This is a genomic window from Mesorhizobium sp. LSJC269B00, assembly GCF_000502815.1.
In the GTDB taxonomy this organism is placed as follows: domain Bacteria; phylum Pseudomonadota; class Alphaproteobacteria; order Rhizobiales; family Rhizobiaceae; genus Mesorhizobium.
Map to the genome: position 1 here is coordinate 21,916 of NZ_AYVN01000019.1, position 19,607 is coordinate 41,522.

The 19,607-nt window shown below is 60.1% G+C and carries 9 protein-coding genes and 14 pseudogenes; 6 read left to right on the forward strand and 17 right to left on the reverse strand.

Features of this window, described 5'->3' with window-relative positions:
- The first annotated feature begins 73 nt into the window (after positions 1-73).
- Entirely contained in the window at positions 74-1,162 is a 1,089-nt protein-coding gene (locus X771_RS137220) for a M14 family metallopeptidase (RefSeq protein WP_031203259.1), read from the forward strand.
- Between the two features lie 52 nt (positions 1,163-1,214).
- Here X771_RS137220 and X771_RS1000000167530 read toward each other — a convergent pair.
- From X771_RS1000000167530 to X771_RS1000000168425, 6 genes and pseudogenes are all read right to left on the reverse strand, one after another.
- Positions 1,215-2,163 (reverse strand): IS630 family transposase gene (locus X771_RS1000000167530; RefSeq protein WP_245262801.1). Its coding sequence is split into 2 segments (ribosomal slippage): positions 1,215-1,821 and positions 1,820-2,163, totalling 951 coding nucleotides; the frame shifts between segments, so codons are not numbered across the junction.
- 267 nt (positions 2,164-2,430) lie between these two features.
- Positions 2,431-2,736, reverse strand: a pseudogene (locus X771_RS1000000168415) (transposase); the annotation flags it as partial.
- 54 nt (positions 2,737-2,790) lie between these two features.
- Positions 2,791-3,182, reverse strand: a pseudogene (locus X771_RS1000000167535) (transposase); the annotation flags it as partial.
- A gap of 63 nt (positions 3,183-3,245) precedes the next feature.
- Positions 3,246-3,731: pseudogene (locus X771_RS0135245) on the reverse strand (transposase); the annotation flags it as partial.
- Positions 3,732-3,742: 11 nt separating this feature from the next.
- A pseudogene (locus X771_RS1000000169525) lies at positions 3,743-3,857 on the reverse strand (transposase); the annotation flags it as partial.
- A gap of 46 nt (positions 3,858-3,903) precedes the next feature.
- A pseudogene (locus X771_RS1000000168425) lies at positions 3,904-4,045 on the reverse strand (IS630 family transposase); the annotation flags it as partial.
- A gap of 72 nt (positions 4,046-4,117) precedes the next feature.
- Between X771_RS1000000168425 and X771_RS0135250 the strand changes: the two are divergent.
- On the forward strand, positions 4,118-5,128 hold the full coding sequence (locus X771_RS0135250) for an IS110 family transposase (RefSeq protein WP_031203262.1): 1,011 nt from the start codon (positions 4,118-4,120) through the stop codon (positions 5,126-5,128).
- A 276-nt stretch (positions 5,129-5,404) separates the two neighbouring features.
- Here the strand turns inward: X771_RS0135250 and X771_RS1000000167540 are convergent, their stop codons facing one another.
- Positions 5,405-6,163 (reverse strand): IS630 family transposase, encoded by a 759-nt coding sequence (locus X771_RS1000000167540; RefSeq protein ID WP_280942430.1) that lies wholly within the window; start codon positions 6,161-6,163, stop codon positions 5,405-5,407.
- Positions 6,164-6,249: 86 nt separating this feature from the next.
- A pseudogene (locus X771_RS1000000168430) lies at positions 6,250-6,399 on the reverse strand (IS1380 family transposase); the annotation flags it as partial.
- A 157-nt stretch (positions 6,400-6,556) separates the two neighbouring features.
- On the opposite strand from X771_RS1000000168430, the pseudogene X771_RS1000000169530 reads away from it, so the two are divergent.
- A pseudogene (locus X771_RS1000000169530) lies at positions 6,557-6,796 on the forward strand (hypothetical protein); the annotation flags it as partial.
- 48 nt (positions 6,797-6,844) lie between these two features.
- On the opposite strand, the pseudogene X771_RS01530 reads toward X771_RS1000000169530, so the two are convergent.
- Positions 6,845-7,316: pseudogene (locus X771_RS01530) on the reverse strand (IS5 family transposase); the annotation flags it as partial.
- 104 nt (positions 7,317-7,420) lie between these two features.
- Between X771_RS01530 and X771_RS01000000165525 the strand changes: the two are divergent.
- Positions 7,421-7,700 (forward strand): annotated as a pseudogene (locus X771_RS01000000165525) (transposase); the annotation flags it as partial.
- A gap of 119 nt (positions 7,701-7,819) precedes the next feature.
- Positions 7,820-8,859: pseudogene (locus tag X771_RS1000000167550) on the forward strand (IS110 family transposase).
- Positions 8,860-9,161: 302 nt separating this feature from the next.
- Here the strand turns inward: X771_RS1000000167550 and X771_RS137200 are convergent.
- From X771_RS137200 to X771_RS1000000169535, 5 genes and pseudogenes are all read right to left on the reverse strand, one after another.
- Positions 9,162-11,360, reverse strand: a complete 2,199-nt coding sequence (locus X771_RS137200) for a xanthine dehydrogenase family protein molybdopterin-binding subunit (RefSeq protein WP_050587504.1) — start codon at positions 11,358-11,360, stop codon at positions 9,162-9,164.
- A 63-nt stretch (positions 11,361-11,423) separates the two neighbouring features.
- Entirely contained in the window at positions 11,424-11,897 is a 474-nt protein-coding gene (locus X771_RS137195) for a (2Fe-2S)-binding protein (RefSeq protein WP_023690383.1), read from the reverse strand.
- 252 nt (positions 11,898-12,149) lie between these two features.
- A pseudogene (locus tag X771_RS1000000167555) lies at positions 12,150-13,485 on the reverse strand (acetyl-CoA carboxylase biotin carboxylase subunit family protein).
- Positions 13,486-13,857: 372 nt separating this feature from the next.
- Positions 13,858-14,085: a hypothetical protein gene (locus X771_RS1000000168440; protein ID WP_156936047.1), complete on the reverse strand. Its 228-nt coding sequence runs from the start codon at positions 14,083-14,085 to the stop codon at positions 13,858-13,860.
- A 421-nt stretch (positions 14,086-14,506) separates the two neighbouring features.
- Positions 14,507-14,931: pseudogene (locus X771_RS1000000169535) on the reverse strand (IS21 family transposase); the annotation flags it as partial.
- Between X771_RS1000000169535 and X771_RS1000000169540 the strand changes: the two are divergent.
- Positions 14,925-15,121, forward strand: a pseudogene (locus X771_RS1000000169540) (integrase core domain-containing protein); the annotation flags it as partial. The pseudogenes X771_RS1000000169535 and X771_RS1000000169540 overlap by 7 nt on opposite strands.
- A 229-nt stretch (positions 15,122-15,350) precedes the next feature.
- Here X771_RS1000000169540 and X771_RS01000000165530 read toward each other — a convergent pair.
- From X771_RS01000000165530 to X771_RS137170, 3 genes and pseudogenes are all read right to left on the reverse strand, one after another.
- Positions 15,351-16,373 (reverse strand): annotated as a pseudogene (locus X771_RS01000000165530) (IS110 family transposase).
- 360 nt (positions 16,374-16,733) lie between these two features.
- The gene (locus X771_RS137175; protein WP_084566843.1) at positions 16,734-18,218 is read right to left on the reverse strand and encodes an aldehyde dehydrogenase family protein; all 1,485 of its coding nucleotides are present in this window, start codon (positions 18,216-18,218) and stop codon (positions 16,734-16,736) included.
- Positions 18,211-19,587: an aminotransferase gene (locus X771_RS137170; protein ID WP_023690393.1), complete on the reverse strand. Its 1,377-nt coding sequence runs from the start codon at positions 19,585-19,587 to the stop codon at positions 18,211-18,213. Before X771_RS137170 ends, X771_RS137175 begins: the two co-directional genes overlap by 8 nt.
- Positions 19,588-19,607 lie beyond the last annotated feature (20 nt).

Genomic DNA, 19,607 nt, shown 5'->3' on the forward strand with positions numbered 1-19,607 from the left:
AACTTGGCCCATCGCCTCACCGCACCGATTGTCAATCGATCAGCCGTGCGTCACGCCGGCCCTGGAGTGGACGATGCTAACTGTGGACAGCTATTTCTCCGCCGATTATCAGGGAGCAAGGCTCAAGTTTCGTGATGCCGCTACGCAAGCGCGCGCGGCTCTTGCCGAGTTTCGCCATCCCGGCCGCGGACCGAGCGACGAAGTCTTATCTACGGACGTGGCCCTGTTTGGGGACACAACGCTACCGAACCTGGCAATCGTAGCGACAGGACTACATGGCGTTGAAGGCCTCTGCGGCTCTGGATGCCTTGTCGGACTTCTAGAAGATAGGATCGTCAACGAGTGGACCAGCGACACTGCCGTGTTGCTGGTCCACGCGCTTAATCCGTACGGTTTCGCACATCTGAGGCGAGTGAACGAGGACAACGTTGACCTCAATCGAAATTTCGTCGACCATAAGAAGCCGTTCCCGAAAAATGATGAGTACCGGAAATTGCATGGCAGCCTACTCCCAGAATACTGGGAAGGCCCCTCTAGAGACGCTGCAGAAAGCGCACTCCGCCTTTACGCGGAGGCCAACGGGTATGACAACTTCATCTCGGCAGTGACGCGGGGCCAATACGAGTTCGCCGACGGCCTTTTTTTTGGGGGTCGATCTCCTGCCTTTTCGAATTCGCTCTGGCGACGGCTGCTTTCCGAGTATGGTTCCCAACGAGAACGTGTATGCGTCATCGACATCCATAGTGGGCTTGGCCCCCGCGGGTATGGCGAAATTCAGTTCGAACGTGGTCCGTTGGATCCAGAATACCAGCGAGCTCAGACTTGGTATCGAGGCGCGGTAACAACGGCAGAGAACGGCTCATCATCATCGGCAGCCATTACGGGCTACAGTGCGATCGCTGTTGCAGAAACCCTGCCCACGGCCGAACGCACCTGCGTGACGCTCGAATATGGCACCGTTGAATTGGAGCAGGTTTTGAGTGCACTTCGAGGAGACCATTGGTTGCATGCTCGCGCATCGAACGACCCGCGCTTAACGCGGGAAATTAAGCAGAACATGCGTGACGCATATTATTGCGACGAAGCTGCGTGGAAACGGGACGTCGCGGAGCGCGCAGTCGAGGTGTTTCGTTGGAGTTTACACGGATTGTCCGAGTGGTGAGGGATCCACTCAATTGGCGAAACTTTGTCCGGCCGACTAGAGCAGAATCTGATCACTCAGGCTCGTATCCTGCGGCGCAGAAGTAGTTTGAGCACTCCTCGGCGGTGAAGCGTGGCAAGGCGTCGCGGATAGCGTCCCAAAGCTCGGGGATGTTGCGTGCGGCGGCTTTCCTGAGGATCGACTTCAGCTTGGAGAAGGCATTCTCGATCGGGTTAAAGTCGGGGCTGTAAGGCGGTAGGAAGAGCATTCGCGCGCCGGCCGCTTCGATCGCTTGGCGGGCGGCGGCGACTTTGTGAGCGGGCAGGTTGTCGAGGATGACGATGTCACCAACTCGAAGCGTAGGCGCCAATACATGCTCGGCATAAGCGGCGAACCATTCACCCGTCATCGGTCCGTCGAGGACCATCGGCGCAGTCATGCCCGTCAGGCGCAATGCGCCTGTAAAAGTAGTCGTTTTCCAGTGCCCGTGCGGGATCGGAGATCGGCACCGCATGCCCCGCTTTGCCCGTCCACGCAGACGAGCCATCTTCGTCGATGCGCCGGTCTCGTCGATAAAGACCAACCGTTCGGGATCGAGATCAGGCTGGGCCTTGAACCAGGCGCGTCGCCGCGCGAGCACGTCGGGCCGATCCTGCTCGCTGGCGTGCGCTGTTTTTTTTGAAGGTCATCGAGTGACGGTCGAGAAAGCGCCAGATCGTGCTCGGCGCGAACACGACCGCATGCTCCGCCCTGAGAAATTCAGCCAACTCGACCAGTGTGATGTCGTCCTGACCTTCGATCACCGCTAGGATCGTATCCCGGTAGGCTTCGATCCGCTGGGAGCGCTTGTCTCCGCCTTGGGGCTTTGCCCGCGTCGCGCCGCTCTCTCGCCATTCGCGGACCCAGCGGACCGCGCTTGCCGCGGCAACACCGAAACGATCCGCCGCAGCCCGCCGCGACAGACCACTCTCAACCGCTGCGATCACTCGCGAACGCAAATCCTCCGATATGGCTCTAACCATGCCTGCTGGCCTCCATACCCAGCCGACATGATGAATCAGATATTCTCCCCGATGGGGAATCCCTCGCGATTCCATCAGGTCAGATTATGCTCTAGCCGCCTTGATGCACGGCGATGAGCTTTCGGCGGCCTGCATCGGCGATCTGGCCGCCCTCGGGGTGCATTTTGACAAGCCTCGTCGGGTGCCGGCGATGATCCGTCGTGATGGCAGGCGGGGGTTTGCAGGTTGCGGTCGGCGGGTTCGTTTCGGGGCGCCTGCGCCCCATCGTTATGTCGCGAGTTGAGGGATGCGATCGAGGACGATGCGCAGGATGCGCTGGTCGGGGCACGATGTCGGCAGGTGCAGGCGGATTTGGGTTTTCATCTCGACCACCCGCGCAGCGATTTTGATGAGGCGCAATCGCAGCCTGCGGATCTTGCCTGTCTTGGTGACGCTTCGAAGCGCGCCGTTGTGCTGGCCTCCAGATCCACGACATGCTTGCGCAGGGTCGTGGTGGGCGCGAGGCCAAAGATGAAGTCGACGTCGTTGGCGCGGCACCAGTCGATGACCTTGCGGGCTGCAATAATGGCTATCGCCGCGGAGCAGGATTCGAANCTTGAACATGCGGACCTTGCCTCTCTTGGCCGACGCTTCCAGGCGTGCTGTCGTGCTGGCCTCCAGATCCGCCACATGCTTGCGCAGGGTCGTGGTGGGCGCGAGGCCAAAGATGAAGTCGACGCGCAGCACCAGTCGATGACCTGGGTTGCAATAATGGCTATCCCCGCGGAGCAGGATTCGAATGTTCGGCCAGTTGATCCGGATCGCCCGCACCAGACGGCGCAGGTGGGGGCGGATCTCAGCCCCACTCGGCCGCTTGGCCGGTCGCAGGATCGCGCTGACGAACCGTCCCGCACCATCGAACACGACGATCGGCTGGAAGCCGTACTCGTATGGTGGGCATTGAACAGGCGAAGCTGTTGGCCTCCGTGCACAGCGTCGAAGGTGTCGTCAATGTCGAGTACGATCCGCTTCGGCACTTGCCGGAACGAGGCGCAATAGAGATCGACCATCGCCCGTCCCATCGCGACCAGCTCCCGCACCNGGATCGCCCGCACCAGACGGCGCGGGTGGGGGCGGATCTCAGCCCCACTCGGCCGCTTGGCCGGTCGCAGGATCGCGCTGACGAACCGTCCAGCACCATCGAACACGACGATCGGCTGGAAGCCGTACTCGTCATGGGGGGCATTGAACAGGCGGAGCTGTTGGCCTCCGTGCACAGCGTCGAAGGTGTCGTCAATGTCGAGTACAATCCGCTTCGGCACCTGCCGGAACGAGGCGCAATAGAGATCGACCATCGCCCGTCCCATCGCGACCAGCTCCCGCACGCCGGGTAGGTTCTCCAGCCGGCACAGCGTCGATTGCGACGCCAGATCCCGACCCGACGGCATCGCATCCTGGGCCATCTTGAAGACCGGATCGCGGCGCAGCCGGTTGGCGTCGTTGCCGTCCTCGTAGCCGGCGCCGATCATCTTCATGCGAAAGTCGATCATGTCCGCCAGGCTGTGGACGACCTGGTCCGGGCAGCGCGGANCGCATCCTGGGCCATCTTGAAGACCGGATCGCGGCGCAGCCGGTTGGCGTCGTTGCCGTCCTCGTAGCCGGCGGCGATCATCTTCATGCGAAAGCGCGATCATGTCCGCCAGGCTGTGGACGACCTGGTCCGGGCAGCGCGGATCGTCGATGCAACGTCCTGTCTAATCCAGGTTCATATCCTACGGCTTTGAAGTAGTTGGCACATTCGGCTGGGGTGAAGAGGTGCGCCGACCGCGTCCCAGAGAGCCTTGATGGTTCTCTCGGCCTTTGCTCGCAGCAGCGCCTTGAGTTTGGCGAAGGCGTTCTCAATTGATGGTGTGGATGGCTCCTGCTCCCGGCGTCGCATTGCGCCATAGTTGGGACCCGAGCAAAGGAGCCATCCATGTCAGAACTTGCCACAGTTGGCATCGACCTCGCAAAGAGTGTCTTCCAGATCCATGGTGTCGATGGGAACGGTCGGGTTCTCGTACGCCGTCAGCTTCGCCGCAACCAGTTGCTGGTGTTTTTCCAGAAGCGTCCACGATGCCTGATCGGCATGGAGGCTTGCGCAGGTTCTCACGATTGGGGGCGCAGGCTTCTGGAGATGGGGCACGACGTCCGGCTGATGCCGCCCTCCTATGTGAAGCCTTACGTGAAGCGCGGGAAGACGGATGCTGCGGATGCGGCCGCCATCTGTGAAGCCGTGACACGCCCCTCCATGCGGTTTGTCGCCATCAAGAGCGAAGCCTGCTCGTCGGTTCTGGTTCTTCACCGCACGCGAGACTTTCTGGTTCGCCAGCGCACGCAGATCGGCAACGCGATCCGGGCCCACATGACGGAGTTCGGCGTCATCGCGGCGAAGGGCGCGCAGAACGTCAATCGACTGAAGGATCAACTGGATCAACTGCCGGAAGTAGCTCGAATGCCTGTGAGTTTGCTCTTCGATCAGTTGGCCGAGACGGACAAGCGGATCGAGCGGCTGACCGACGAGCTCGAAGAGACCTACGCGCAAAGCGAGACAAGCCAGCGTCTAGCCACAATCCCAGGTGTGGGGATGCTGTCGGCGACGATCATCGCGGCGACGACGCCGGATGTCGACAATTTCGGCAGCGCAAGGGACTATGCCGCCTGGCTCGGCCTCACTCCCAAGCCGCACTCCACCGGAGGCAAGCAGAGGGTGGGTCGGATCTCGAAGATGGGCAATCGTTATATCCGACGCTTGCTGTATCTGGGCGCCATGGCGCAGATCATGCTCAGATGCAGACTCAAGCGCGAGCCGAGCTCGGACTGGCTATCGGGCATGCTGATGCGAAAGAAGACGAAGATCGTCGCCGTCGCTTTGGCGCATCGCATGGCACGAACAATATTCGCCGTCCTGAGGGACGGATCGCGTTACGAGCCGCAGTCAGCCTGACAGGCTCTCGGAATGGTCAGGGCAAAGTGAGGTGATGGCGAACAAACGGAGACGAAGAACCAGGACACCCCGATCAATCCGAAGCGCCTCGAGCGCGCTCGATTGAGTGGGACCTGTTCTCCAAGCGGATATTCATCAGGGCGCGCAGCGATCCCGTTGCACATTCAGACGCCGTATACATGGCCGCAACCGACCTGTTCACCAAACCCGATCCGATACCCTTGACCCGCAGGAGCCATCCATACACGGATTGAAGTCGGGACTGTAGGGCGGCAACTAGAGCAGGCTCGCGCCTGCGGCCTCAATCGCGTCGCGCACGCCGGCGGCCTTGTGGGCGGGCAGGTTGTCCATGACGACTACGTCGCCCTCCGACAATGTAGGGACCAGCACCTGCTCGACATAGGCCAGGAACACGTTGCCGTTCATGGCGCCGTCGTAGATGAAAGGCGCAGTCATGCCCGTCAGCCGCAGCGCTCCGGTGACGGTCGTGGTCTTCCAGTGGCCATGCGGCACGCCGGCCCGGCAGCGCTCGCCGCGCGGCGCTCTTCCACGCAGGCGGGCCATCTTTGTGGAGAGGCCGGTCTCATCGATGAACACGAGCTTCGCCGGATCAAGATCGAGCTGGCCGTCGAACCAGTCCCGGCGCCGCTTCAGGATGTCGAGGCGACCCTGCTCCAGTGCGTGCGCGGACTTTTTTTGAATGTCCAGCCGTGACCGCGAAGCCAGGCGCTCAAGGCGCTGCGGCTGATCCGCACTGATCGCTCGGCGACGAGCCGCTCCACCATCTCGTTCAGCGTGATTGTCCTGGCGCTCCTCGATCAGCCCGACTATGAAGGCTTCATGCGCATCGAGGCTGGAGGCGCGGCGGCGGCCCTGCGGGCGTGGCGCCAGTTCGCCGATCTTCGCCCGCGCAATCCAGCGGATCGCGCTGGACGCTCCCACGCCCAACCGCGCCGCCGCTTGCCGCGCCGACATGCCCTCGTCCGAAGCCTTCAAGACCCGCGACCGAAGATCACCGCTCAATGCTCTTCCCATCGTCCACCTCCATCGAGGTGGATGTTGAATCAGCACAAAACGCAGCCGTCACATCACAATCGATTCATCGATCACAGGACGTGCTCTAGACGCTCAGCCACCCGCAACCGCTTTTCCACCTCGGCCAAAGCCAGAACGCCGCTGCTGGACGACAGCATGCCGCCGTCAAAACGGGCGACGACGGACTTGCCGCCGACTGATGACAAACCGCTCAGCGGCAGCGTAAGGTCATTCATGGCGTGGTCTCCGGGAAATGGTTCGGATCGGCTTAAGCAACCAAATCCTACGTCATTTTCAACAGCTTGCTCCACATCCGCCAACCCCCGTGAATTTTTCGGGTTAACCTTTAACGCTAGATGCGACCATCGGACAGGCGGTGGAAATCGGCGGCATCCTGAGCGCATCTGTCGTCAAGGGCAGCATGATTACCTGTGCGACGCCACCGTCGTCATCGCCGGGCAGAAGCGCGGCCTGACTGCTACCATGCGACGCGAACTCAAACGGCGATCGGCAATCGAGGCCGGTCATATGAAGACCAATGGTAGGCTGGACCGTAACTTCCTCTTCGGCCATACTGGCGATGCCGCCAATATCGTGGCTGCCACGCATAATCTGCGCCTCATCCTTCAGGCTGCTCACTTTTTGGTGCTTAGTGTCTGAATCGGAATGGCCGCCGTGTTTTCAGGTCCTTGCGAGCCGTCGGGTGAGCATGCGGATGTTTGCGATGAAGACCCAGGCCTGTGCGGATTCGATGGATCGCTCGAAGTTCTTGGCCAGCCTTCGGCATCTGCCCAGCCATGCGAAGGTCCGCTCGACGACCCCATCGGCGCGGCAGGACTTCGAAGCCTTTGGCGCTGTCCGACCGCTTGACGATCTCCATCGTAAACTTGCCGATCTTTTGCAGGGCGCCCCGCAGTTTCGGCCCTGCATAGCCACCATCGGCAAAGACATGGCGCAGCCACGGCCAGCGCTCGAGTATGGATTTCAGGACGGCCGGCGCGCCGTCGCGGTTCTGGATGTCGGCGGCGTGAACGACGACGCCGACCAACAGGCCCAGCGAGTCGACGACGATGTGCCGCTTGCGGCCCTTGACCTTCTTGCCGGCGTCGAAGCCACGAACTCCGCCGCTTTCGGTGGTCTTCACCGACTGGCTTCTTCTATTCGGCGGTTTAACGTCAAGCGCCTCCTACCTCTTTTTCGCTTTGCCGGCATTGGACGTCTTTCGCGGGGCCTTGCTTCTCACCGGGATCGGCGCTCTGGCCCTGGGTGAACCACCTGTTCGCCGACGGCGCCTACGATCGGCTCAAGCTCATGTACAAGGCCGCCTGATCTGGATTTCGTGGTCGAGATCATCCGCCGATCCGACGACCAGAAGGGCTCCGAAGTCTTGCCCCGCCGCTGGGTCGTCGAGCGAACCTTCGGCTTGATGACGCGGTGGCGGAGGCTCGTGCGCGACTACGAGAAGCGCATCGACGTCTCTCACGCCATGATCCTCGCTATGGGCGGCAATCTTATCCGCAGAAACGCCCATCCCTGATTTTCAAAACAGATAGGGTGATTTGGGGTCTCTCCCGAGCCAGATGATGGCGGCTGCTCCTATCGAAATGTGAAAACGTGGTCGATGTGAGTCGCCACAAACATTTGGAAGGAGCAGCCATGAAGTACTTTGCCGGACTTGACGTGTCTTTGGAAGAGACCTCTATTTGCATTGCCGACGAGACTGGCCGGATCGTGAAGGAGGCGAGAGCGTTGAGCGATCCGCAGGCATTGCGTGACGCGCTGAAGGGGACCGGCTTGCCGCTTGAGCGGATCGGCCTGGAAGCGTGCTCGCTGACGGCCTGGCTTCACGATGGACTACACGCCGAAGGCTTGCCGGCGACCTGCATCGAGACGCGGCAGGCCAAGGCGGCGATGAAGACGATGCCCAACAAGACCGACCGCAATGACGCCCGCGCGCTGGCGCAGATCATGCGCACTGGCTGGTATCGGCAGGTGCATGTCAAGAGCAGGCAGTGCCGGCTGTGGCGTTCGCTGCTGGTTGCCCGCCGCACGGTGCTGAACGAGATGCGTTCGATTGAGAACGTAGTGCGGGCGATCCTGCGCGAGGCCGGCGTCAAGGGGCCCGCCGTCGGGCAGCGCGTTTGCCGGCCGCGTGCGTGAGCTGACGGGCGCCGACGCCGAAGTGATGGCGATGGTCGAGCCGCTGCTTGCAATCCTCGGTGTCATGTTGAGAGAGTTCGCCCGCCTGACGAAGCAGGTTGTCGACATCGTCCGCAATGAAGAAGTCTGCCGGCGGCTGAAGAGCGCGCCGAGCGTCGGGCCGATCACCGCGCTCGCCTTCCGCGCCACGATCGACCGGCCTGAGCGGTTCGGCTCGTCGCAGGTGGTGGGGGCGCATCTGGTCTGACGCCGGCACGCTACCAGTCCGGCGAAACCGACATCCAGGGAAGGTCAGCCGATGCGGCGACGAACTTGCACGCACCGCGCTTTATGAGGCGGCCCACACACTGCTGGTGCGATCGAAGAAGTGGTCGAGCCTCAGAGCATGGGGCATGAACATGGCCAGGCGGCGCGGCATGGCACGAGCCCGGGTCGCGGTCGCCCGCAAACTGGCCGTCATTCTGCATCGCATGTGGGCCCACGCGACCGAGTTCCGCTTTGGAAAGGAGCCTGTTCACCTGGCCCGCGTGAACTGAGACAGATCGAGGAGCAAGCAACACGAACAAAGCCTTCGCCCGAAAGGGCGATGCCTGGATCGTTCCCTTGGGACGATGGGCGAGGCGATCTCGTCGAGTATCCCGAACCTGCCGGCCCAAGCGCGGCAAGGTCGTGAAACAGATTGAGACGCCTCGCCCTCCTGACCCCATCATGCGGCGGCCCAAGCGCTGACCGCGAAGAGAAGCGAGTGACCCACGCAACGGTCCAGAAAAAAGTGCAGGAGCATCTTGACCAAAACGACCCCAATCAGAGAGGATTCTTAGCCGTTCTTCAGGGCGGACTACTTCAGATTGAAGGGCAACTGGCGCACCGGCTTTCCGGTGAGCCGTGCGATGGCGTTGGCAAATGCCGGAGCCAAGGGTGGTAGACCGGGCTCACCCATGCCGGTGGGCGGTTCGGCGCTTGGCACGATGTGGATGTTGAATTCCGGCACATCCGTCAAGCGCGCCACGGCATACTCGCTAAAGTTGCTCTGTTCGACGACGCCGTCCTTGAGCGTTATTGCAGATCCCGCCAGGCACATTGACAGGCCCATCACTGCCGCGCCCTGCACTTGGGCTTCAACGGTTCTAGGATTCACCACAAGATTGCAGTGCACACCGGCGGTGACCCGGTGCAGCACCGGTTGTCCGTCAGTGGCGGAGGCTTCGACCACATAGGCCACCACTGAACTGAAAGACTCGTGCATGGCCACACCCCAGGCTCGACCCTCGGGAATCTGCGTCTTGCCGTAGCCGCTCTTGTCCACGGCCAGTTGCAGTGCGTCACGGTGGCGGGTGTGCTGATCACCGAAGAGCCGCATGCGGTAGGCCACAGGGTCTTGGTCGGTCGTGCGAGCGATCTCGTCGAGCAAGGTCTCCATGACGAAAGCGGTGTGAGTGGAGCCCACGCTACGCCACCAAAGCACCGGCACGTTAATCTTGGGGTGATGCACCGTAAGGCGCATCGGGAGCGGATAGGGGTTGCGCATGCCCTCGGTCGCGGTGGGGTCGATGCCGTTCTTCACCTCGACCTGCTCGAACACTGATCCCGCAAGTACGGACTGGCCGACGATGCTGTGATCCCAGGCCAGCACATTGCCTTCTTCGTCAAAGCCGATGCGAGCGCGGTGCAGGTGCATGGGACGGTAATAGCCGCCCCTCATATCGTCCTCTCGGCTCCAGATCGTGCGCACCGGCGCGTTCAGCCCGGCGGCGCGAACCGCCTTAGCGATTTCGCAGGCTTCGATCACGGTATCGCTCGTGCTTGAGAGGCGTCTGCCAAAACCTCCGCCCGCCATCTGCACGTGCAGGACAACCTGCTCGGGTTTCAGACCCAACACGCCCGCCGCGGCTCCGGCATCCAATCCTGCGCTCTGGCTGCCAACCCACAATTCGGCCCCTCTCTCGGCGAGCGCAACAGTGCAGTTCAGCGGTTCCATCGCCGCGTGGGCGAGATACGGGAACACGAATTCAGCTTCTAGTTTCAGGGGCGCCATTTCCAACGGCGCCATGTCGGAATCGAACTGGCGCGGACCGGGGCGAGCGGCCATTTCGCGGTATTGCGCGAGTTGCTGTTCGCTGTCGACTTTTTCGACAATCGATGTGTCCCACTCCACCTTAACGGCATTGCGGCCTTGAGAGGCCTGCCAATATCCGTCGGCGATTACGGCCACGCCCTCTGCACCACGATCCAGCGGCACGCGCAGGACGGCCTTCACGCCCTTGACGTTGCGGGCGGCGCTGTCGTCCAAAGAGGCTATGCGGGCGCCGAAAACCGGTGGACGGGCGACCACTGCGGTCATTTGTCCGGGCCGCCGCAAATCGATCCCGAAGTCCTGTTGTCCGCTAGTCTTGGCGCGTGCATCGAGCCTCCCGGTGGGGCGCCCAATAATGCGGAAGTCCTTCGGATCCTTCAGTTTCACTAGCGAGGGCACGGGCTGTTCCATGGCGGCGTCGGCGAGGTCGCCATAACCAAGCTTATGGCCATCGGGGCCTAGGACCATGCCCCCCTTAGTGTGCAATGTGGACACGTTCATGTTCCAGCGCGCGGCTGCGGCACCGACCAACATGGCCCGCGCGCGGGCGCCAAGCTCGCGATATTGCATGAAGCTGTTCTTGATCGTGCTTGATCCGCTCGTGATGTGAATGCCAAAGACTGGGTCAGCATAGGCAGCGTCGTTGGTGCCTAGCCGCCCGCGCACCAGGGTCCAATCGGCATCCAGTTCTTCGGCCAGGATCATCGGCAACGCAGTGTGTACACCTTGGCCAAATTCCAGGCGATTGACTGTAACGGTGACCTCGCCATTGGGCGCGATCTGCACAAATGCAGCCGGTTTGTCCATAGGTTCGAGGTTGCGGGCCGTCCCAGCCGCATGGGTGGACTGCGCGGGAGCGACGTGCGGAAAAACGCCGATTGTCAGCCCGAGGGCCCCAGTCAACTTTAGAAAGCTTCGGCGCGGCAACCCGCGAGCAACTTTTGATTGCCCCCTCTCCAGCATGTGTTGCAGCGCACGTGGCAGGTCCCTGTGGTCTAAGGTGTTGGCTAACACGTGGTGCCTCCTTCATACGAGTGTGCTGGCGGCGGCGGCTATTGCGACGTGGATACGAGCATAGGTTCCACAACGACAGATGTTCCCAGCCATGGCGGAGTTGATTTCTTCGGAGGTCGGCAGCGCGCCAACGGTCAGCGAGGCGAGGAAGGCCGTCGCGCTCATGATCTGGCCACTCTGACAATAACCGCACTGTGCCACGTCGTGCTTCATCCATGCGGCGTGGACGGCCGCGCCGACGCGATCTGTGCCATCGGTCGTTTTTTCGATCGTGGTGATCTTCCGGCTTTCAACGGCGGAGATCGGTGTGCAGCATGAGCGGATGGCCTCGCCATCTAGATGCACCGTACAAGCGCCACAGAGGGCTGCGCCGCAGCCGAACTTAGTACCGCTCATTCCTAGCGTGTCACGCAGGACCCAAAGAGTTGGGGTTTCGGGGTCAACGTCAACCTCGTGCTCTTTACCGTTGATATTTAGTGAGATCATGGCTTTTCTCCGGGGTTGCTCCAGTTGAAATGCTCCGAGGGCCGCGAGCTTCTGGGGACCGAGCGGCGCCCACGACGAAGTTCCATCTCGCAGCCACAGCCCAGAACCTCCGGAACTCGCCAAGCATCGCCTCGCGGCACGCCCGTCGCCGACGTCCTCAACGGAATCGGCGTAAGTGCGCCCATAGCGCAGTTCGAACCTGCCGACACCCCGAAGCACACAAGTATTTGATCTGAAGCCTTCCCGCAGATCCTATTCTATAAGGGTTGAAAATGGTGTGATCGACCAATCGATCAAGTCGACGGCACGTTGAAGTATCACCTCGGTCTGAGCAACGCTGGGGGAAGCAGCGACGACATGTCCAATGCAGTCTCGGTAGTCGCCTTTCCTGACGATCGGCGTCTTGGCTTCAACATAGAATTTGACTTCGGCGACACCTGGTACATCAGCCGCCTGACCACCATGGAACCAATCGAGGATGCCATCGCGATTAGCAACCAGGAACCGCGCGGCTGCAGTGTACGAATGCCTTCTGCGCAAATCGCATTCGTCGCCGATGGCAACCTTGATGTGCTCGGTGACGAGATCAACACCCCAAGCCGCCTGAACCATTTGAGGATCGGGTGTGCCACCAAGCCGCGGATTGACTTCAATGACGACTGGGCCATGTTTCGTCCACCGGAGTTCAATGTTCGTTGGTCCCCATCCAAGGTCGAGAGCTCGCAAACAGCTCAGCGAAACATCAGCGATCCGCGCACGCTCCTCATCAGTCAGCTGGGCCGGAAATATGCCCCCACGAAAGACGAAATGCGGTGGGCGGTGGAACTCGCCGGCGGTGACTCCAATGACCTCATTTCCCATTATCTGAGCGATAAAATGAGGGCCTTGTGCGAATTCTTCGACCAGTATTCTCGGCGAGGACTGCCATTTGCGCTGTGTTGGCGAAGGCACGCGTATGTGCTTTCCGCTCAACAGATAGGCCGTGTGTTCGGCTAACTCATCGACGTTGNTGTGTTGGCGAAGGCACGCGTATGTGCTTTCCGCTCAACAGATAGGCCGTGTGTTCGGCTAACTCATCGACGTTGCGGCACAATCGGACCCCGCTACTACCGCCGTTTACGGTTGGTTTAAGAATCACCGGCAGGCCGATCTCCGCGGCAGCGCTTTCAACCTCCGTCGCATTCACTGCCACGCGATAAGCAGGCATTGGAACGCCAGCCTCCGCGAGGAGCTCACGTTGAGTGAATTTGTCGCAGCATCGTTCAATGGATGCGGGGTTGGGTCCCGGCAGATTGAAATGCCGGCAGAGTTTGCCGACTGTCGCATAGACCTCCTCTTCCTGGCTCGTGATGCCAGCAATGCCATAGGTCTCACTCAGCTGGGAACATTCGCGGATCAGCGCATCGAGATCATCTGTATCGACACGGATTGTCTCAGTCCTTTCCGACGCAAAATTGTCGTACTGGGTGGACGCTGGATCAGACGACAGTATAATTGGACGCAGGCCAAGACGCTGGGCCGCTTGGACGTATAGCAGACCACAACCCCAGGGACCGCCTTCTACCAGGACGAGTGCTCTTCTTGTCATGGGCTTGACCTCCGTTGCGCGCTGTGCGGCAGTCTGAGCGCAAACAAGCGTCGGCTTTTTCGCCTGAACTCAGATTTGCGATGAAGGTACCATTGTCAGCGATCTGCAGTCGCAAAGGTTCTGTAATGTTATTTTAAGGATCTGTTGCAAGGTTGCGGTTGCTGGCGGTGGGGCACCGAGCGTCTCGTTGAATTTCTGGAATTGCGACGTTCAAGGGGCGTCAATTCGCCCAGCGTGCCTGACATAGCGTGCGAGATTAGCCATGCCAATCTTCGTCGAGGATGTCGCGATGGCGATGGTCCGCACGAACAGGTGCAGATTCGGACGTGAAGCCGGCCGTCATTCCCGATTTCAAACCGGCCACCATTTCAATCAAAAGCCGGCCGGTTTTCGGCTGAAGGTTAGTTCCTGGGTCAGCACTGTTGGCATCAAATGCCCCGCCATGAACGAGGACATTTCGATGCTGGCAAGGCTGGCCATGAGACAGTTAAGATGAATGCTTCGCTTGCCGGAAGCGGGACTGGAAATCTGCAGCGCGGAACAGCGGTAGGATTGAGCTGGCCCTTGCCGGCGGAGCTGACCGACGATGCGCTTGAGCACAAGCTCTTCCGTCGCAAGGGCATCAAACAGGGCACGAGACGACGCGCGGAACCGAACTGGCCGATCTTGCCGTGCTCAAGAAGCCCGGCGTCACACCTTGCTCATCCTCTGGGAGGGGTACGTGAGTCGCACCCCGACGAATACGGCTACCGTCACTTCTATGAGCTCTATAGAAACTTCGAGCAGCGACTTTCGCCGACGATGCGCCCAAGAGCATGCCGCCGGCGACAGGTCTGCGTCGATTATTCCGGCAAGAAGATCCCGGTCGTTGACCGGAAGACCGGTGGATCCGCGAGGCGGAGATCTTCGTGGCAGTGCTCGAGGCCTCCAGCTTCACCTAATGCAGAAACTCTCCGACGGGATTGGCTCGCATGTCCGGACGTTTCGGATCTTTACGGCGTTCCCCGATTGATCGTCTGCGATTACGTGCCCCGACACCATCGCCGGCGACGGACAGCTTCATGGGGTGTGCTTCGCCGGTGGTGGGATCGAAGATGTCAATGGTATAGCCGGCGAAATCGACAGACACCTTCTCGCCGCCTAGGTGCGTATGGCGCATCGTCGGGCGCGCGCCCTTTGCAGGTCTCTGAGGTCTTGCGAAACCACGTTAGCCAAAGCCGTCGGGGTTGGCGGCGCGATGCTCCTCCCACAGAGCACGCGCGTTACGCTGGGCCGGCGCAACTCCTTCTCAACATAGGTCCAATCGGGCACCGGCCGGCGGGGGCTTTGCGATGCCGCCATCGGAGCCGGGAAGAGCTGCAGCTCAAGGCCCTCGTCATCCATTTCTTCGGACAGTGGCCAGCTCAGCCCGGCAAGACCGGCGCGCCGCAGATACCCATGCCGAATGGCGGGACGACTTCAACACCGGGAGGCCTCATCCTCGCTCGGCTACCAGACCCCGGCGGCATACGCCGAGGACATCACCGCAACCGGCTCCGACGCTGTGCTGATGGAAGGCTCTGCGCCTCCGCCGGTTGCTCAACCCGCGCCAAGAGGCGTAACAGAAACGGCCAAGGCTCTATTCGCCACTGGATGACTGTTCAGTGGCATGTATGGACGGCCTCCGCGTGGCAAGGGCTTTCTGACATTGATGACCGGCCTGTTCATGCCGCTGGCCTTGATGAAGTCCGCGGATCGGATCCCAGACAGGTCAACGCGCTTTTTGAGCGGCACCCACTGAGCGGGTTTTCCGATCCCGGTTCGACCGTCCGTCATCACACCATCAGCACCTCACCAACCTCTGCGCTTCCTCTGCGACTACGTCACTACGCCGGTGAATCCGCGAAGCGCTTGCCCGTAGTCATCAGCGCCCAGACGATCCGGGCATCTTGTTTGCCAAGGCCACCGCAACGACGTTGTACGGCTTTTTCGCCAGAAGCTCGGCAGCCCAGGGAGTGGGTGCCGCTTTGCCCTTACGACAGAAGCGAAGCACGGCATGGGCTCCCACAACAAGAAGGCGACGGATGTAGGGATCGCCTTGCTTGCTGATCCGCCCGAGCCGATCCTTTTCTCCGATGAGTTCTGTCGCGGCACAAGGCCAAGCCAAGCCGCGAGTTGCCGGCCGGATTTGAACAGGGAAGCATCTGTCACGGTCGCAACGATTGCGCTGGCGGTGATCGGACCGATCCCGGGGATCGTTTCGAGGCGACGGCTCAACTCGTGCGAACAATGCCAGATGTGAATGTCGGTCCAGCTCACCGACCTTCTCGCCTTCTCGTGCACCTCAGGCAATTGCTGTACCAAAAGAAAGAGGGCCGATCGGGCAAGCGGGGGAATGAGGTCGTGCCCCTCGTCCTCAACCAACGCGACGAGCATGCTCAGCCCTGTAGCACTCTGACGAGTTATGATGCCCAACTCCGCCAAGTGGCCGCGCAAGGCGTTCACCAGCATTGTCCGCTGCCGGATCAAAAAGCTCGCGGACGCGATGCAGCATCAACACGCTCTGCTGCTCCTCGCTCTTTGTCGGAACAAAGCGCATCGTCGGTCGCGTGACCGCCTCGCAGATTGCCTCGGCATCCGAAGCATCATTCTTCTGCCGCTTCACGTATGGCATGACGTATGACGCAGGCATCAGGCGAACCTCATGCCCCAGAGCCGTGAGGACACGAGCCCAGTGATGGCTCGTTGCGCAGGCTTCGATGCCGATCAAGCACGCCGGCAAGGACGTAAAGAATGCGACTACATCCTCGCGAAGCAACTTCCGGCGGACAACCACTGCGCCCTGCGCATCAACGCCGTGCACATGAAACACGTGCTTGGCGACATCCGATTGTGCTAACCTTCTCCATGGACGGCTCTCCCTCATGTGACTTTCGACAGCCACACTTTGGCACATTGCGATGCCGGGAGCGGAGGCCGTCCACCTCATCAGATCAAGCTTTGCCGAGATCTGCCACTTGATTTCTTCGTCAGCGGAGCATCGACAGCACAAGGATCTTTGCCAAGCTCGACATCGAGAAGCTGCTGAACTGAGCCTGCCCTGGCCGGGAGCCGAGGATCGTCCCTTCGCTGGCAACGCGAATTCTTACTCGGTACTCCGTCAGTAGGACAACAGTCAGACTACCATACGACCACGTCCGCAGCCGGATGGTATGTTCATCACTTGCCGACGCTCCGATGAGATTTCGTTCCTCTCCCTCGACGAGTTGTCATCCAATATTGATCAACCTGTAATGAACGAATGTATCGAGCCCCCTGCGGCCACCTTCATATCCGTAGCCACTTTGCTTCACGCCACAGAACGGTGTGAACTCCGTAACCGTGGCGGTCGTGTTGACGAACACACCACCCACATCGAGGTTTACAGTCAAACGTTCGATGCGCTCGCGTGATTGCGTATAGGCGTAAGCGGCCAGTCCATAGGGCAAGGCGTTCGCCATGCGCACCGCTTCCATCTCATTAGTGAACCCCGTGATGGGCGCGAGTGGGCCAAAATACTCGTCGCGCATGATAAGGCTCTCAGGGGCCGCATCGCATAGTACTGTAGGTTCGAAGAAATAACCTGGCCCCTTGACCCTATTGCCACCGGCGATGATCTGAGCTCCACCAGCTATCGCGTCTTCGACCACCCCGACTGTGGCATCAATTCTGCGCGAATGCGCGAGTGGACCGATATCTGTATCAGGATCCAGCCCATTTCCGATCCTTAAGCTGTTAACTTTGCACAAGAAAGCGTCCACGAACCTGTCATAAGCCGGCATTTCGACGAGAAGTCGGCTAGGAGCGGTGCAGACTTGGCCGGCGTTCGCAAATTTGGCTGCGGCAAGTTCACTTGCTGCTGCATCTATGTCGGCATCTGCGAAGACAAGCGCGGCAGAGTGCCCGCCCAATTCCATGCTTGCGGGTTTCATTCCCTCCGCCGCCAGACGCGCAAGGGATTTACCAACCGGGATCGAGCCAGTGAGCGAGATTTTTCGAACCACCGGCGATCCGATCAACTGTCTTGAAATCTCAGCGGGATTGCCAAAGACCAGATTCAGATATCCCTCTGGCAAGCCGGCCTCCTGAAGGGCCCGTACGAGCTCAATTGCTGCCGTAGGTGTTTCCTCTGCCGCCTTCAAGATAACGGGACAGCCAGCAGCTATTGCCATCGCCAGCTTACGCCCCGGCAGCACCAGAGGAAAATTCCAGGCGGTAAAGGCTGCAACGACACCGATCGGCACTGGTTTCGACGAACGCTTGATTGCTTGTCGGTTATCCCCAAGATCGGCATCGCACAATTCCAGCGCCAGCTGCGCATAATATCGAAAAAGCTCGACGACCCGGCCGACCTCGGCCCGGGCCTGGCCCAGCGGCTTGCCCTGTTCTAGAACTATACGCAATGAAATCGAGGCTTCCCTTTCCGCAAGAATATCGGCCGCTCGTTCCAATACTTCCTTCCGGTTCTCAGGCAAGAATCGGCGCGAGCACCGAAATGCGCGCTCAGCCGAACGCACCGCCCTTTCCAGCAATTGGGGAGTGGCCGAAGGCAGAAGACCTAACACTGTCTCGTCAGCTGGGTTTATCACTTCCAGGGGCGCAGCCAAGCTGGACTCGATAAATTCACCATCGATGAACATCCCGAGCGTCGGATAGCCCGAATTCGCTCCGGCAGTCGTCGAGTTGTGCTGGCCTGTAACGATGGTGCTAGGCATTGGCTTGTACTATTTCCCAAGTTTCGGCTAGGGCAACATCAAACCGTCGGAACATCTCGTCTATTTCGGGTTCTGTGATGATCAGCGGAGGGCAAAAAGCGATGATGTCCCCGATATTCCTGATGATCAGTCCATGACTCCGGCACTGCTGACTACAGTACGGGCCTACTTTCCGTGACTTGTCGAACTGCGCCTTAGTGGCTGGGTCAGACGAAAATTCAATCCCGCCGAGCAGACCGACCCGTCGAATATCCCCAATCAGGGGATGGCTGGCGAAGGAATCAATGCGCTGCGCAAAATGTTTTCCGACAGACTGGACGTGCTGGAAAATCGAGCGCTCTTCATAAATTTCAAGGGTCCGGAGCGCGACCGCCGCGGCCACCGGATGACCCGAATAGGTAAAGCCGTGTGCGAATGCGCCATACTTGTCGCTGCCGCTTATGAGCGGTTCCCAGATAGTCGGCGCCACAATTGCGGCCGAGATCGGCAGATAGGCGGAGGAAAGGGCCTTGGCGACTGTGATAACGTCTGGCTGCAGATGGTAGGTATCGGAGGCAAATGCGCGCCCGGTGCGTCCGAAGCCGCAGATAACCTCGTCCGCCACGAATAGGATCTGATTTTCCTTCAGGATTTTCTGAACTCTATCGAAGTAGCCTACTGGCGGCGGCACCACGCCGCCGCCAGCTATCACCGGATCGGCGTAGAATGCTGCGATTGTGCCCGCACCCTCGCGCTCGATCAACTTTCTAAGATCGTCCGCGCAGCGCTCAGAAAACTGCTCTTCGCTTTCGCCCGGCAGGCCCTCACGATAGTAATCTGGGCACATGCATTTTAGAAACCGATCGAGCGGCAGGTCGAAACCGTTGTGACACGGTTCCAAACCGGTCATGGAAGCTGTCGCAAGCGTGACGCCGTGATAGCTGCGCAGACGCGTAATGATCTTCTTCTTCTCGGGATGGCCCAGAATATTGTTGGTGTACCAAATTAGCTTGATGACCGTGTCGTTGATTTCAGACCCGGAATTGGCAAAAAAAACGCGCCCGTCAGATATGGGAACCATATCCTTTAGGCGATCGGCGAGTTCGATCATTGGTCGAGTCGCCATGCCATTGAAGCTATGATACGTTGGCAACTTGTCGAACTGCTTGGCAGCCGCGGCCGCAAGTTCGGGTTCGCTGAAGCCAAGCGAAGTGCTCCATAGCCCAGCTAGCCCTTCAATATAGCTCTTGCCATTCTCGTCGATGACGTGGATGCCGTCGCCACGTTCAATTATCAACGGGCCAGTGCGCTGATGGTTGGCAAGATTTGTGTATGGATGGATCAGCGCATGCTTATCCAGATCCATAAGCGACCTGTTTTTATCGTGCATTTTTCCTCCACAATTCCCGG

What these genes read in the sequence shown, in the direction of transcription:
- X771_RS137195 (WP_023690383.1), bottom strand. Translation starts at nt 11,897, where the DNA reads ATGATCTCACTAAATATCAACGGTAAAGAGCACGAGGTTGACGTTGAC.
- X771_RS1000000167540 (WP_280942430.1), bottom strand. Translation starts at nt 6,163, where the DNA reads ATGGGAAGAGCATTGAGCGGTGATCTTCGGTCGCGGGTCTTGAAGGCT.
- X771_RS137200 (WP_050587504.1), bottom strand. Translation starts at nt 11,360, where the DNA reads ATGCTGGAGAGGGGGCAATCAAAAGTTGCTCGCGGGTTGCCGCGCCGA.
- X771_RS137175 (WP_084566843.1), bottom strand. Translation starts at nt 18,218, where the DNA reads ATGCCTAGCACCATCGTTACAGGCCAGCACAACTCGACGACTGCCGGA.
- X771_RS0135250 (WP_031203262.1), top strand. Translation starts at nt 4,118, where the DNA reads ATGTCAGAACTTGCCACAGTTGGCATCGACCTCGCAAAGAGTGTCTTC.
- X771_RS137220 (WP_031203259.1), top strand. Translation starts at nt 74, where the DNA reads ATGCTAACTGTGGACAGCTATTTCTCCGCCGATTATCAGGGAGCAAGG.
- X771_RS137170 (WP_023690393.1), bottom strand. Translation starts at nt 19,587, where the DNA reads ATGCACGATAAAAACAGGTCGCTTATGGATCTGGATAAGCATGCGCTG.